Source organism: Amycolatopsis sp. VS8301801F10, from assembly GCF_046195355.1.
Taxonomy (GTDB): Bacteria; Actinomycetota; Actinomycetes; order Mycobacteriales; family Pseudonocardiaceae; genus Amycolatopsis.
In genome coordinates this window covers 752,788-767,870 of sequence record NZ_CP176065.1, presented here as the reverse complement: position 1 = coordinate 767,870, position 15,083 = coordinate 752,788, and the positions used below count along the sequence as shown (strand labels likewise).

Below are 15,083 nucleotides of genomic sequence, written 5' to 3'. Positions count from 1 at the left end.
GGCTACGGAATGCTGCGGGAGACCGGGAACCTGTTCGCGCTCGGCCTCGACATCGTCCGCGGCATCTTCCAGCGCCCGTTCCAGTTCCGCGAGTTCATCCAGCAGGCCTGGTTCGTCGCGAGCGTGACGATCCTGCCGACCGCGCTCGTCGCGATCCCGTTCGGCGCGGTCATCTCGCTGCAGTTCGGCGCGCTCGCCCGCCAGCTCGGCGCGCAGTCCTACACCGGTGCCGGTTCGGTGCTGGCGACCGTGCAGCAGGCCAGTCCGCTGGTCACCGCGCTGCTGGTGGCCGGCGCGGGCGGCAGCGCGGTCTGCGCGGACATCGGCGCGCGGACCATCCGCGAGGAGATCGACGCGATGGAGGTGCTGGGCGTCTCCGCGGTCCAGCGCCTGATCGTGCCCCGCACGCTCGCCATGATGCTCGTCGCGCTCCTGCTCAACGGCATGGTCAGCGTCATCGGCGTGCTCGGCGGCTACTTCTTCAACGTCGTGCTCCAGGGCGGCACCCCGGGTGCGTACCTGTCCAGCTTCTCCGCGCTCGCGCAGCTGCCCGACCTCTGGGTCGGCGAGATCAAGGCGCTGATCTTCGGCTTCATCGCCGCGGTCGTGGCGGCTTATCGCGGCCTGCACCCGAGCGGCGGCCCGAAGGGCGTCGGCGACGCGGTGAACCAGTCGGTGGTCATCACGTTCCTGCTGCTCTTCGTCGTGAACTTCGTGATCACGCTGATCTACCTGCAGCTCGTGCCCGGAAAGCTGGACTGACCATGACGTTCCTCGCGGGGGCGAAGCGGATCGCCAACCGGCCGCTGGAGACCCTGGACACGCTCGGCGACCAGATGTCGTTCTACGGCCGGGCTCTGCTGTGGACGCCGCGCACGCTGCGCCGCTACACCAAGGAAGTGCTGCGGCTGCTGGCCGAGGTGAGCTTCGGCTCCGGCTCGCTCGCGGTCATCGGCGGCACGGTCGGCGTGATGGTCGGCCTGACGCTGTTCACCGGTGTTCTCGTCGGCCTGCAGGGCTACTCGGCGCTGAACTCGATCGGCACCTCGGCCTTCACCGGCTTCCTCACCGCGTTCTTCAACACCCGCGAGATCGCGCCGCTGGTCGCCGGGCTGGCGCTGTCGGCGACGGTCGGCGCGGGCTTCACCGCGCAGCTCGGCGCGATGCGGATCTCCGAGGAGATCGACGCGCTCGAGGTGATGGGCGTGCCGAGCCTTCCGTACCTGGTGACCACGCGGATCATCGCCGGGTTCGTGGCCGTGATCCCGCTGTACGTGATCGGCCTGCTGAGCTCGTACCTCGCCTCGCGGCTGGTCGTTATCTATATCTACGGACAATCCGCGGGTACCTACGACCATTACTTCGATCTGTTCCTACCACCGCAAGACGTGCTCTATTCGTTCATCAAGGTGCTGATCTTCAGCGTTTTGATCATTCTTTCGCACTGCTACTTCGGGTACCGGGCCAGTGGCGGACCGGCCGGGGTCGGCGTGGCCGTCGGCCGCGCGGTGCGGCTTTCCATCGTCACGGTTTCGGTCGTGAATTTCTTCATCGGTTTCGCGATTTGGGGAACCGACGTCACGGTGAGGATTGCGGGATGACCACACTACGGCGCAGGTTGCTCGGCCTGCTGCTGGTGGCGGTGCTCGTCGGCGGGATCGCGCTCAGCATCGCGATGTACGACAAGGCGTTCAGCAAGTTCGTCACCGTGAAGCTCGACGCCGGCCACATCGGCAACCAGCTGCTCAAGCAGTCGGACGTGAAGGTCCGCGGGTTGATCGTCGGTTCGGTGCAGGACATCAAAGCGACCGCGGACGGCGCGGAACTGACGCTGGCGATGGATCCGGAATCGGTGAAGCTGATTCCGCGGAACGTGTCCGCGCGATTCCTTCCGAAGACGTTGTTCGGCGAACGCTATGTGTCGCTGGAGATTCCGAAGGACCCGTCGGCCAAGACGCTTTCCCAGGGCGACGTGATCACCCAGGACCGCACCTCGAGCGCGATCGAGCTGGAGCAGGCGCTCGAACACCTGATGCCGGTGCTGCAGGCGGTGCAGCCGCAGAAGCTGTCCAGCACCCTCACCGCGATCTCGACCGCGCTGCAGGGCCGCGGCAAACCGCTCGGCGAAACGCTTTCGCAGCTCGGCCAGTACCTCGGCGACCTGAACCCGCACGAGCCGGAACTGCAGCACAACCTGAAGGCGCTCGCGGAGTTCTCCGGCCACCTGAGCAACGCGACGCCGGATCTGGTGCAGAGCCTGGACAACCTGAGCACGACCACGCGCACCGTGGTCGCCGAGCAGGCGAACCTCTCGAGCCTCTACGGCAACCTCACCACCGCTTCGCAGGACCTGCAGTCGTTCCTGGAAGCCAACTCGCAGAACCTGATCAGCCTCGCCCGCACCGCGCGCCCGACCGCCGAATTGCTCGCCAAGTACTCGCCGGAGTACCCGTGCGTGCTGAAGCAGATGGCGAAGGTCGTGCCGGTCGCGGACGCGGCGCTGGGCAAGTACAACGGCAAGCCGGGGCTCAACGCGACCATCGAGGTCGTCGTCAACCGCGGGCCGTACAAGCCCGGCGAGGAGCCGCGGTTCGAGGACAAGCGCGGTCCGCGCTGCTACGACCTCAACCCCGCGCCGGACCCGTTCCCGCAGCAGCCGCCGGACGGCCCGTTCAAGGACGGCACCAAACAGGGCGCGGCGCCCAGGACCGTCGGCGAGGGCCTGAACCCGGCCAACTTCAAGGGCGACGCGGCGGGCCTCAACGGCGGCGGGGCGGCCGGCGGCAACCCGGTCAACACCGCGGCCGAGAACAACTTCCTCGCCGCGCTGGTCAGCCCGGAGATGGGGATTTCGCAGGACCAGTTCCCGGGCTGGGGCTCGCTGCTCGTCGGCCCGCTCTACCGGGGCACGGAGGTGACGGTCAAGTGAGGGGACTCGCCGCACCGCTGATCAAGCTGTCGATCTTCGTGGTCGTCACGGTGCTGTTCACGACCGTGCTGGGCATCAGCATCGCGAACATCAACACCACCAGCACCAGCGCCTACTCCGCGCGGTTCACCGACGCCACGCTCCTGCTGCCGAACGACGACGTGCGCATCGCCGGCGTCCGGGTCGGCCAGGTGAAGGACGTGAAGATCGTCGACAAGCGCCAGGCGCAGGTGGACTTCGAGGTCGACGCCGGGCGCAAGCTCCCGGCGGGCGTCACCGCGCAGATCAAGTTCCGCAACCTGGTCGGCCAGCGCTACGTCTCGCTCGGCGAGGGCGACGACACCAGCGGCGCGACGCTCAAGCCGGGCGACACCATCCCGCTCGAGCGCACCACGCCCGCGCTGGACCTGACCGAGCTGTTCAACGGCTTCAAGCCGCTGTTCACCGCGCTGAACCCGGCCGACGTGAACAAGCTGTCGTACGAGGTCATCCAGGTTCTGCAGGGCGAGGGCGGCACGGTCGAAAGCCTGCTGTCGCACACCGCCTCGCTGGCCACCACGATCGCCAACAAGGACCAGGTGATCGGCCAGGTGATCGACAACCTCAACTCGGTGCTCGACACGGTCAACCAGCACACCCCGCAGCTCAACGACCTGATCGTGAAGCTGCAGCAGCTGGTGTCCGGCCTCGCCGCGGACCGCAAGCCGATCGGCGACGCGATCGAGGGGCTGGGCAACCTGGCCACCACGACGGCCGGCCTGCTCACCGACGCGCGGCAGCCGTTGAAGGACGACATCGCCGCGCTGGGCAAGCTCACCACGAACCTGAACCAGAACGAACCGCTCGTCGAGCACTTCATCCAGTTCATGCCGAAGAAGGTCAGCGCGCTCACCCGCACCGCCGACTACGGCTCGTGGTTCAACTTCTACTCCTGCGAGATGACCGGGACGGTCGGCGTGCCGGGGCTGCTGCCGCCGACCGACTTCACGCTCGCACCGGTGAACCGGGACAGGTGCAAGCCATGAAGTCCTTCCAGAAACGCAATCCGATCCCGATCGCTCTGGTCGGCATCGCGGTGATCGTGCTCGGCCTGGTCGCCGCGATGAACTCCGAGGACCTGCCGGTGATCGGCGGCGGCACCACCTACAGCGCGGACTTCTCCGAGGCGGCCGGGCTGCAGAAGGACAACGACGTGCGGATCGCCGGCGTGAAGGTCGGCAAGGTGTCCGACATCAAGCTGGACGGCGCGAGCGTCAAGGTGTCGTTCAAGGTCAAGGACGCCTGGATGGGCGACAAGACCACGGCGGCGATCAAGATCAAGACGCTGCTCGGCCAGAAGTACCTCGCGCTCGACCCGCAGGGCAACGGCACGCTCGACCCGGGCAGCCCGATCCCGCGCGACCGCACGATGTCGCCGTACGACGTGCTCGACGCCTTCCGCGGCCTGTCGCAGACGGTCGACGCGATCGACACGAACCAGCTGTCGAAGAGCTTCGAGGCGATCACCCAGACGTTCTCGAACACCCCGCAGGACGTGAAGGGCGCGCTGTCTGGCCTTTCGAAGCTGTCGGACACGATCGCCAAGCGCGATTCGCAGCTGGCGAACCTGCTGGCCAACACGCGCCAGGTGTCGCAGACGCTGGTCGACCGCGACGCCGAGGTGCAGAAGCTGATCACCGACGGCAACCAGCTGCTGGACGAGATCGGCAAGCGCGAGCAGGCGATCAAGACGCTGCTGGACGGCTCGAAGCAGCTGTCGGCGCAGCTGCAGGGCCTGGTCGACGACAACGACGGCCAGCTGAACCCGGTGCTCACCCAGCTCGACCAGCTCACGTCGATGCTGCAGCGCAACCAGGATTCGCTCGCGCAGGGCATCCAGAAGTTCGCGCCGTTCATCCGGGTCTTCAACAACACGATCGGCACCGGGCACTGGTTCGACAACTACATCTGCGGCCTGGTGCTTCCCTCGGTCGGCCCGCTCAATCCGGAGGGGTGCAACTCCCAATGACCGACACCCGCTTCGGCCAGTCGCTCACCCGCGGCTTCACGATCGCGATCGTGCTCGCGCTCGTGGTCGCGGGCGCGCTTTGGTGGACCCTCAAGGACGCCGGCCGCAACCACCTGACCGCGTACTTCGCCGGCGCTGTCGGCCTTTACGAGGGCAACAGCGTCCGGATGCTCGGCGTGGACATGGGCACGGTGACCAAGATCCAGCCGATGGGCAACCAGGTCCGGGTCGACCTCGAATACGACCGCTCGGTCGCGGTGCCCGCCGACGCGAAGGCGCTGATCGTGGCCCCGTCGCTGGTCAGCGACCGCTACATCCAGCTCGCCCCGGCCTACACCGGCGGCCCGCGCATTTCCGACGGCGCGACGATCGGCCTCGACCGCACCGAGGTGCCGCTGGAGGTCGACCAGCTCGCCGCCAGCCTCGCCAAGGTCAGCGAGACGCTCGGGCCGAACGGGGCCAACAAGAACGGTTCGCTCTCGGACCTGCTGAACACCGCGGCGAACAACCTCGACGGCAACGGCAAGGCGCTGCACGACACGATCACCAAGCTCGGGCAGGCGTCCGGCACGCTGGCCGGCAACAAGGACGACCTCTTCCAGACGGTGCAGAACCTCGGCAAGTTCTCCCAGTCGCTGGCCAACAGCGACGGCCAGGTGCGCCAGTTCGAGAGCCAGCTCGCCGACGTGAGCGGATTCCTCGCCGGGGAGAAGGACAATCTCGCCCAGACCGTCCAGCAGCTCGGCACCACGCTGCAGTCGGTGCAGGGCTTCATCGAACGCAACCGCGGCCGGTTGAAGTCCAATGTGGACAAACTGGCCAGCGTGACCAAGGTGCTCGTGGACCAGCGCAGCTCGCTCGCCGAGATCCTCGACGTCGCGCCGGTCGCGCTGTCCAACATCGTCGGCGTCTACAACGGCTCGTCCGGCACGCTCGACGCGCGGCCGAACCTCAACGAGCTGACCGCCCCGCCGCTGGTGATGGTCTGCAGGCTGCTCAAGCAGACCTCGGTGACCAAGCAGCTGCTCGGCAACGCCTGCGACGGCATCGCCAAGGTGGTCGACGGCGTGGTTCCGCTGCCGTCCGCCGCGCAGGTCGTCCAGGCGATGCAGAACGGCCAGCTGCCGCCGCTGCCGCTCCCGCTGCAGGGCCAGGTCTACGGGACGCAGGGGAGCTGACGTGAAGCGACTGACGAAGTTCGCCGCGGGCGGGGCGCTCGCCACGGCGGCCGCGCTCGTGCTGAGCGGCTGCGCGTTCAACGGCGTCTACGACGTCCCGCTTCCCGGCGGGGCCGACCTCGGCAGCCATCCGTACACGCTGAAGATCCAGTTCAAGGACGTGCTCGACCTGGTCCCGCAGTCCGGGGTGAAGGTCAACGAGGTGCCGGTCGGGCAGGTCAAGTCGATCGGGCTGACGCCGGACGGCTGGCACGCCGAGGTGACCGTCGAGGTCAACGGCGACGTCAAGCTGCCCGCCAACGCGATGGCCAACGTGAAGCAGTCGAGCCTGCTCGGCGAGAAGTACGTGGAACTGGCCTCGCCGGGCGGAAACGAGGCGACCGGGGAACTCGCGAACGGGGCGACCATCCCGCTCGCGCGCACCGGCCGTGACGTCCAGGTCGAGGAGGTGCTCGGCGCGCTGTCCCTGCTGCTCAACGGCGGCGGCGTGGAGCAGCTCAACACGATCACCAAGGAACTCAACAACGCCACCGCCGGCCGCGAGCCGGACATCAAGGCGCTGCTGGCCAACGCGAACGAGCTGGTCACGAACCTCGACAACCAGTCGGCCAACATCACCCGCGCGCTGGACGGCCTCAACCGGCTGTCCATGACGCTGCGGGACCAGAAGGACAAGCTGGTCGGCGCGGTCGACAACCTGGGTCCCGGCCTCGGCGTGCTGGAGCAGCAGCGCGGCCAGCTGGTGACGATGCTGAACGCGCTCAACAACCTCTCCGGCGTCGCGACCGACACGGTCAACAAGAGCAAGGCGGACCTGGTCGCCGACCTCAAGGCGCTCACGCCGACGCTGCGGAAGCTCGGCGAGGCGGGCAGCGACCTGCCGAAGGCGCTGGAAATCCTGCTCACCTATCCGTTCACCGACCAGGCCTACAACGACGTCAAGGGCGACTACTTCAACCTGTTCGCCAAGGTCGACCTGAACCTCAAGGACGTCATCGACAACCTCGGCCGCAGCAGGCAGAACGGGCTGAACGGGCTCCTTCCCGCGCCGGGGCTGACCGGCGGCGTCGAGGGCACGCCGGCGAACCAGCCGCCGCCGCTGTCGTTCCCGGGCAGCCAGCCCGCGCAGCAGCACCAGCAGGCTCCGTCCTCGACCGGCGGCCAGGGCGGCGGGCAGCCGGCGCAGAGCGGGTTGTCCGGCCTGTTCGGGGTGCTTTCCGGAGGTGCTGGCTGATGTTGCTGCGCAGGACGAAAATCCAGCTGGTGGTCTTCGCGATCATCTCCGTGGTGGCCATCGTGTACGCGCTGATCCGGTTCGCCGGCCTCGGCACGGTGTTCGGCGGCAGCGGGTACACGGTCAAGCTGCAGCTCAACGAGTCCGGCGGGATCTTCACCAACGCCGAGGTCACCTACCGCGGCTTCAACGTCGGGCGCGTCGGGCAGCTGCGGCTGACCCAGACCGGGCTCGAGGCCGACCTGAACATCGACCCGTCCGCCCCGCGCGTGCCCGCCGACCTCGACGCGGTCGTCGCCAACCGGTCCGCGGTCGGCGAGCAGTACGTCGACCTGCGGCCGAAGAACGACCAGGGCCCGTACCTGGCGAGCGGTTCGGTGATCCCGGCCGCGCGCACGACCACCCCGGTCAGCACCGACCGGCTGCTCGGCGACCTCGACTCGCTGTCGGCCTCGGTGCCCACCGACGCGCTGCGGAAGGTCGTCGACGAGTCCTACGACGCGTTCCGCGGCACCGGCGGCGATCTGCAGAAGCTGATGGACACCGCGCGCAGCTTCACCGCCACCGCGCAGCAGTACCTGCCGCAGACCGTGCAGCTGCTGCAGGCCGGCGGCAAGGTGCTGGACACGCAGAACGACGAGGCGTCGAACTTCGCGTCGTTCTCCAGGAGCCTCAATCAGCTCAGCGGCACGCTCAAGAACTCCGACGGCGACCTGCGCAAGCTGATCGGCGTCACCCCGCAGGTGGCGACCCAGATCAGCCAGGTGGTCAAGGAGACCGGGCCCGGTCTCGGCGCGCTGACCGCGAACCTGCTGACCACGGCCAACCTGACGGTGACCCGGCTGGACGGTCTCGAACAGGGCCTGGTGACCTATCCGGCACTGGCGGCCGCCGCGCCGTCGGTGGCCCCCGGCGACGGGACCGCGCACCTCGGCCTGGTGCTGAACCTGTTCAACCCGCCGTCGTGCACGAAGGGCTATCTGCCCTACAGCCAGTACCGGCCGGGTTCGGACACCTCGGTCCGGCCCGCGGACGACAAGGCCTACTGCGCCGAGCCGAAGGGCAGCCCGATCAACGTCCGCGGTTCCCAGAACGCGCCGTACAACGGCGTGCCGGTGCAGCCGTCGCAGCAGGACATCGCGGCCAACCGGAACCGGCCCGCGCAGCAGCTGCAGGAGCAGCGCGACGCCCAGGTGCCCGGCGTCGTCGGCAGTCCCGGTGTCTCGCTCAACAGCCTCGGCGCGCTGCTCGGGGTCGGCTGACCGGGATTTGATGACAGTTACCTACTCTGGAGTGTTATGAGTGCCGAGCACGCGGTCGCCGAGGAAGAGGCGACCGCTGACACGCCCGAACCGGCAACGGAGGCGGCGAAGGAAAAGTGGACGCTCCCCGGATCGCCGCGCGTCTGGCTGCTCGGGTCCGGGGCGTTCGCTCTCGCCGCGCTGGTGGTGGCGATCGTGTTCGGGATCATGTGGCTGGTCGCGGAGATGGACGGCGACCGGGACCTCGCTTCGGCCCGCGACGACGTGCTCAAGGACGGCACCGCCGCGGTGCTGGCCTACACCCAGGTCGACTACCAGAACCTGGACGCGTACTTCCAGAAGCAGAAGGACGTCTCCAGCGACGACATGGCCAAGCAGATCCAGCAGGCCCAGCCGAACTACTCGAAGGCGCTGACCGACCAGAAGGTCAAGGTCACCACCACGATCCAGGACATCGCGGTCGAGGAGCTCAACGACCACGACGGCAAGGCCAGCTTCCTGGCCGCGATCAGCACGGACACCTCCGCGGGCGGCAAGCAGGCCACCAAGGCGCTGCGGCTCGAGGTCCAGATGACCCGGGTCGACGGCAAGTGGAAGCTGTCCGGGATCGACCAAGTGCCGCTCGTCGCCGCCGGCCAGTAGCTTCACCCGCAGATCGGAGTTCCGCAGTGCCCCCCTCCCGTCGCCAGCCACCGCGCAGCAGCACGCCACCGGCCCGCCGGCCGAAGGTCGCCGGGCTGCGCAAGCCGTCGGACCCGGCGGCGCCGGCGGCCTCGCCCAAGCCGCGCCCCCGGCCGCGGCCGCTCCCCGACGCGGACCCGGCCGAGGCGACCCAGGAGCTGCGGATTCCCCGCGGCGGACTGGCGCGCCCGGAGAAGACCGAGCCGGAGAAGACCGAGGTCGCGGAGACCTCCGTCGAGGAAGACGCCGTCGCCGAACCCGAGGTCTCCGGCGGTGCCGGCGAAGCCCCGGCCGACGAGGTCGACGCGCTCACCGGCGAAACCGTCGAGGACGAGAAACCGGCCCGCCCGAGCCCGCGGCGCAAGAAGCGGGACACCGGCTCGGAGAAGCCCTCGGACGTCGAGCAAGCCGAGACCAAGGCCCGGGCCGACGAGGACGCGCCCGCCTCGGTGCCGGCGCAGCGGTCCGCGGTCAGCCGCAACACCGTGCGGGTCGCGCTGCTGCTGGTGGCCGGACTGGCGCTGGTCGCCGCGGCGGTCATCTTCCAGGTGAAAGGCTCGGACGCGGCCGATTCGACGAGCAACCGCGCGGTGCTCGACGTGGCGAAGACCGCGCAGGTCAAGGACCAGGTGTCGAAGGCGATCGAGACGCTGTTCTCCTACGACTTCAACAACATCAAGAAGACCGAGGACGCGGCCAACCAGCTGCTCGCGACCGACCAGGTCAAGGCGAGCTACAACGCGCTGATGGGCCAGGTCAAGAAGCTCGCGCCGGAGCAGAAGGTGGTCGTGACCTGCAAGGTCACCCGCAGCGCGGTGATCCGGCTGAACGGCGACCTCGCCCGGGTGATGCTGTTCATCGACCAGACGTCGACGCGCGCGGACACGAAGCAGACCGCCGCCGGGACGGCGCAGATGCACGTGGACGCCCAGCTGCAGGGCAACACGTGGAAGATCACCGACATGGACACCTACAAGGCCGCCGGACCGGCCGCGGGCGCGCCCGCGCCGTCCGCGCCCGCTTCGGCTCCGCCGTCGAAGTAAGGGGTCTTAGCCAGCGGTCACGGCCCGTTCCCGGAAGCTCCGGGGGCGGGCCGTTGCCGGGTCAGCGTCCGGAACGCCGTCCGAAGCGGCTCCTGCTTCAGCTCGTCCGGGGTTTCCGGCACCGCCAAGGGTTCCGGGCCGGTCGCGGCCAGCCGGTCCAGGAGAGCGACCGTGAGACCGTCCAATTCGGCCCGGAGCACGGACAGGTCGGGGCCCCCGCCGGGCCGGTCGCCGGGACGCGCGGTCCAGTGCGCGAAGAGCCGGTGCTGGACCTGCTTGCTCGCGGCGATCTGGTCGGAGAGGAATCCGGCGGCGAAACCCGGGTCGAGACCCCTTTCTCGGGCGAGCACCCGGACGCGGGCCAGCTCGCGCTGTTCGCGGACCGGATCGTCGACCGGCCGTCCGGCCCCGAACTTCGCGGCGGCGACCTGCTCGCTGATCGCCAGCCTGCGCAAGACCAGTTCGGGAAGCGACGCGGCGGGTTCCGGCATCGGGCGCACCTCCGGGAAGTTCGGGCCCCGCCCAGTTGATCACCGGCACGCGGGCGCCGCCAACCGCCGCGCGAACCCCTGCCCGGGAGCCCGGAATCCGGGTCCGAGCTACCGGGCGATCCCCTATTCGACTATGCCGCTCGGCGCACGGCCGCTCGCGGAATGTGATCCATCCCGCGCCCGCCGCGCCGCCGCGGAATCCGCCGCCGCACCCGCGCTCAGCCCGCTCACCTGCACCGCCGCCCGGCCGACCTGCGCGGCTATTCCGGAGTACCCGGCGGTAACCGCGAGGCTCGCCCCGGCGGTCACCCTGCGCTGTCCGGGTTCAACGCTGCGCCAACCGGCGGGAGAGCCGCGCGGCATCTTGACTCCAAAGCCGCGTGGGTTCACGCTTACTGCCAACGGTCACGGCCGGGGAACGCGAACCTTGCGGGAGGGGCGCGAAAACCCGGTGCGAACCGGGAGCCGAGGACGCAGTGAGGCTCAGGGAGACGCACTGCCCGAAGGTGACGCGATGCAGGCTGGGCCCCGTCTGGAGTGCCCCCTGGACAGACCGCGCCATCCGGGCTAGACTGCTTCTTTGCGCTGCCCTCTTTCAGGCTGCCCGGAGCCGGTAGTTAGGATAGTGGGCACACGGCACCCCTGACAGTCCGCGACAGCTGTTGCCATCGCGGCTGCTCACCGCTCATTGTCCCCGGAAGGACGCATCTTGGCAGTCTCTCCCGCGAACCAGGCCACTGCTGCGACCACCTCGGCTGAATCCCGCGCGCAGGCCACGGGAATCCCCGGAGCGCCCAAGCGGGTCTCCTTCGCGAAGATCCGCGAGCCACTTTCCACCCCGAACCTGCTTGACGTCCAGATCCAGTCGTTCCAGTGGTTCACCGGCGACGAGGCGTGGTTCGAGCGCCGCGTCAACGAAGGCGAAGAGAACCCGGTCGGCGGTCTGGAAGAGGTCCTCAACGAGATCTCGCCGATCGAGGACTTCTCGGGCTCGATGTCCCTGTCCTTCTCCGCTCCGCGCTTCGACGAGGTCAAGGCCTCGATCGAGGAGTGCAAGGACAAGGACATGACGTACGCGGCCCCGCTGTTCGTCACCGCCGAGTTCGTCAACAACAACACCGGCGAGATCAAGAGCCAGACGGTCTTCCTGGGCGACTTCCCGGTGATGACCGACAAGGGCACCTTCATCATCAACGGGACCGAGCGGGTCGTCGTGTCCCAGCTGGTGCGTTCTCCGGGCGTGTACTTCGACAGCAGTGTCGACAAGACGACCGACAAGGACGTCTTCAGCGTGCGCGTGATCCCGAGCCGCGGCGCGTGGCTCGAGTTCGACGTGGACAAGCGCGACACCGTCGGCGTCCGCATCGACCGCAAGCGCCGCCAGCCGGTCACCGTGCTGCTGAAGGCGCTGGGCTGGACCACCGAGGCGATCCGCGAGCGCTTCTCGTTCTCCGAGACGCTGCTGGCCACCCTCGAGAAGGACCACACCGCAGGCACCGACGAGGCGCTGCTCGACATCTACCGCAAGCTGCGCCCGGGCGAGCCGCCCACGAAGGAGAGCGCGCAGACGCTGCTGGAGAACCTGTTCTTCAAGCCGAAGCGCTACGACCTGGCCAAGGTCGGCCGCTACAAGGTCAACAAGAAGCTGGGCCTCGACACCCCGTACGAGACCGGCACGCTGACCGAAGAGGACATCGTCTCGGCCATCGAGTACCTGGTCCGGCTGCACGCCGGCGAGGACAAGATGACCAGCTCCGCCGGCGTCGAGGTGCCGGTCGAGACCGACGACATCGACCACTTCGGCAACCGCCGCCTGCGCACCGTCGGCGAGCTGATCCAGAACCAGATCCGGGTCGGCCTCTCCCGCACCGAGCGCGTGGTGCGGGAGCGCATGACCACCCAGGACGTCGAGGCGATCACGCCGCAGACCCTGATCAACATCCGCCCGATCGGCGCGGCGATCAAGGAGTTCTTCGGCACCTCGCAGCTGTCGCAGTTCATGGACCAGAACAACCCGCTGTCGGGCCTGACGCACAAGCGGCGTCTTTCGGCGCTCGGCCCGGGCGGTCTGTCCCGTGAGCGCGCCGGCATGGAGGTCCGCGACGTCCACCCGTCGCACTACGGCCGGATGTGCCCGATCGAGACGCCGGAAGGCCCGAACATCGGCCTGATCGGCTCGCTGTGCTCCTACGCGCGGGTCAACCCGTTCGGCTTCATCGAGACGCCGTACCGCAAGGTCGTCGAGGGCCAGGTCACCGACCAGGTCGACTACCTGACCGCGGACGAGGAGGACCGTTACGTCAAGGCGCAGGCGAACGCGCCGCTGACCGAGGACGGCCACTTCGTCGAGGAGAAGGTCCTCGGCCGGCGCAAGGGCGGCGAGGTCGAGCTGATCGACCCGCTCGAGATCGACTACATGGACGTGTCGCCGCGGCAGATGGTCTCCGTCGCCACCGCGATGATCCCGTTCCTGGAGCACGACGACGCGAACCGCGCGCTGATGGGCGCGAACATGCAGCGCCAGGCCGTTCCGCTGCTGCGCAACCAGGCTCCGTACGTGGGCACCGGCGTGGAGCTGCGCGCCGCGGTCGACGCCGGGGACGTCCTGGTCGCCGAGCAGGCGGGCGTGGTCGAGGAGCTGTCCGCGGACATCATCACGATCATGCACGACGACGGCACGCGGAAGAGCTACGGACTGTACAAGTTCCGCCGCTCCAACCACGGCACGTGCTTCAACCACCGGCCGATCGTCAACGAGGGGGACCGGGTCGAAAAGGGCCAGGTCATCGCCGACGGCCCGTCCACCGAGAACGGTGAGATGGCGCTCGGCAAGAACCTCCTCGTCGCGGTCATGCCGTGGGAGGGCCACAACTACGAGGACGCGATCATCCTCTCCGAGCGCCTGGTGCAGGACGACGTGCTGACGTCGATCCACATCGAGGAGCACGAGATCGACGCCCGCGACACCAAGCTGGGCGCCGAGGAGATCACCCGGGACATCCCGAACGTCTCCGAGGAGGTGCTGGCCGACCTCGACGAGCGCGGCATCATCCGGATCGGTGCCGAGGTCCGCGACGGCGACATCCTGGTCGGCAAGGTCACGCCGAAGGGCGAGACCGAGCTGACCCCGGAGGAGCGGCTGCTCCGCGCGATCTTCGGCGAGAAGGCGCGCGAGGTCCGCGACACCTCGCTGAAGGTGCCGCACGGCGAGACCGGCAAGGTCATCGGCATCCGGGTGTTCTCCCGCGAGGACGACGACGAGCTGCCCCCGGGCGTCAACGAGCTGGTCCGCGTCTACGTGGCGCAGAAGCGCAAGATCCAGCCGGGCGACAAGCTCGCCGGCCGGCACGGCAACAAGGGTGTCATCGGCAAGATCCTGCCGGTCGAGGACATGCCGTTCATGGAGGACGGCACCCCGGTCGACATCATCCTGAACACCCACGGTGTTCCGCGACGGATGAACATCGGCCAGATCCTCGAACTGCACCTCGGCTGGCTGGCCTCCCAGGGCTGGACGATCGAGGGCAACCCGGACTGGGCGAAGAACCTGTCGCCGGAGCTCTACGACGTCGCGCCCGGCACGAACACCGCCACCCCGGTGTTCGACGGCGCGAAGGAGGAGGAGCTCACCGGGCTGCTCGGGGCGACCAAGCCGAACCGCGACGGCGAGCGCATGGTCAAGGAGAACGGCAAGGCCACGCTGTTCGACGGCCGCTCCGGCGAGCCGTACCCGTACCCGGTGTCGGTCGGCTACATGTACATCCTGAAGCTGCACCACCTGGTCGACGACAAGATCCACGCCCGCTCCACCGGCCCGTACTCGATGATCACCCAGCAGCCGCTGGGCGGTAAGGCGCAGTTCGGCGGCCAGCGCTTCGGCGAGATGGAGTGCTGGGCGATGCAGGCCTACGGCGCGGCGTACACGCTGCAGGAACTGCTCACGATCAAGTCGGACGACGTGGTCGGCCGCGTCAAGGTGTACGAGGCGATCGTGAAGGGGGAGAACATCCCCGAGCCGGGCATCCCGGAGTCGTTCAAGGTGCTCCTGAAGGAGCTCCAGTCGCTGTGCCTCAACGTCGAGGTGCTCTCCAGCGACGGCGCGGCGATCGAGATGCGCGACTCCGACGACGAGGACCTCGAGCGCGCCGCGGCGAACCTCGGCATCAACCTGTCCCGCAACGAGTCGCCCTCGGTGGACGACGTCGTGCACTGATTCGGTGTCGAGCGGGAACCTGCCTCCCGCGGGTTCCCGCTCCA

At 68.6% G+C, this 15,083-nt stretch carries 12 protein-coding genes; 11 read left to right on the top strand and 1 reads right to left on the bottom strand.

The window, feature by feature from the left end; all coding sequences use genetic code 11:
* Window positions 1-9 precede the first annotated feature (9 nt).
* The 10 genes from F9C11_RS03655 to F9C11_RS03610 are packed head-to-tail and all read left to right on the top strand — an operon-like array spanning window position 10 to window position 10,335.
* The gene (locus tag F9C11_RS03655; protein WP_050788377.1) at window positions 10-762 is read left to right on the top strand and encodes an ABC transporter permease; all 753 of its coding nucleotides are present in this window, start codon (window positions 10-12) and stop codon (window positions 760-762) included.
* Between the two features lie 2 nt (window positions 763-764).
* Window positions 765-1,601, top strand: a complete 837-nt coding sequence (locus F9C11_RS03650) for an ABC transporter permease (protein ID WP_009072224.1) — start codon at window positions 765-767, stop codon at window positions 1,599-1,601.
* Window positions 1,598-2,929, top strand: coding sequence for an MCE family protein (locus tag F9C11_RS03645; protein WP_409183510.1), 1,332 nt, complete (start codon window positions 1,598-1,600; stop codon window positions 2,927-2,929). Before F9C11_RS03650 ends, F9C11_RS03645 begins: the two co-directional genes overlap by 4 nt.
* Complete coding sequence (locus F9C11_RS03640; RefSeq protein ID WP_409183509.1) at window positions 2,926-3,954, top strand: MCE family protein; 1,029 nt, start codon at window positions 2,926-2,928, stop codon at window positions 3,952-3,954. The genes F9C11_RS03645 and F9C11_RS03640 overlap by 4 nt, the downstream gene beginning before the upstream one ends.
* Window positions 3,951-4,937 (top strand): MCE family protein, encoded by a 987-nt coding sequence (locus F9C11_RS03635; protein WP_409183508.1) that lies wholly within the window; start codon window positions 3,951-3,953, stop codon window positions 4,935-4,937. The genes F9C11_RS03640 and F9C11_RS03635 overlap by 4 nt, the downstream gene beginning before the upstream one ends.
* On the top strand, window positions 4,934-6,115 hold the full coding sequence (locus tag F9C11_RS03630; RefSeq protein ID WP_409183507.1) for an MCE family protein: 1,182 nt from the start codon (window positions 4,934-4,936) through the stop codon (window positions 6,113-6,115). Before F9C11_RS03635 ends, F9C11_RS03630 begins: the two co-directional genes overlap by 4 nt.
* A 10-nt stretch (window positions 6,116-6,125) precedes the next feature.
* On the top strand, window positions 6,126-7,349 hold the full coding sequence (locus F9C11_RS03625; protein ID WP_409186803.1) for an MCE family protein: 1,224 nt from the start codon (window positions 6,126-6,128) through the stop codon (window positions 7,347-7,349).
* A complete protein-coding gene (locus F9C11_RS03620; protein ID WP_409183506.1) occupies window positions 7,349-8,611 on the top strand; it encodes an MCE family protein in 1,263 nt (420 codons plus the stop codon). The genes F9C11_RS03625 and F9C11_RS03620 overlap by 1 nt, the downstream gene beginning before the upstream one ends.
* A gap of 36 nt (window positions 8,612-8,647) precedes the next feature.
* The gene (locus F9C11_RS03615; protein ID WP_409183505.1) at window positions 8,648-9,253 is read left to right on the top strand and encodes a hypothetical protein; all 606 of its coding nucleotides are present in this window, start codon (window positions 8,648-8,650) and stop codon (window positions 9,251-9,253) included.
* A gap of 26 nt (window positions 9,254-9,279) precedes the next feature.
* A complete protein-coding gene (locus F9C11_RS03610) occupies window positions 9,280-10,335 on the top strand; it encodes a hypothetical protein (protein WP_409183504.1) in 1,056 nt (351 codons plus the stop codon).
* Window positions 10,336-10,352: 17 nt separating this feature from the next.
* Here the strand turns inward: F9C11_RS03610 and aroQ are convergent, their stop codons facing one another.
* A complete protein-coding gene (gene aroQ / locus F9C11_RS03605) occupies window positions 10,353-10,826 on the bottom strand; it encodes a gamma subclass chorismate mutase AroQ (RefSeq protein ID WP_409183503.1) in 474 nt (157 codons plus the stop codon).
* 709 nt (window positions 10,827-11,535) lie between these two features.
* Here aroQ and F9C11_RS03600 point away from each other — a divergent pair.
* On the top strand, window positions 11,536-15,039 hold the full coding sequence (locus F9C11_RS03600) for a DNA-directed RNA polymerase subunit beta (protein WP_409183502.1): 3,504 nt from the start codon (window positions 11,536-11,538) through the stop codon (window positions 15,037-15,039).
* Window positions 15,040-15,083: the final 44 nt, after the last annotated feature.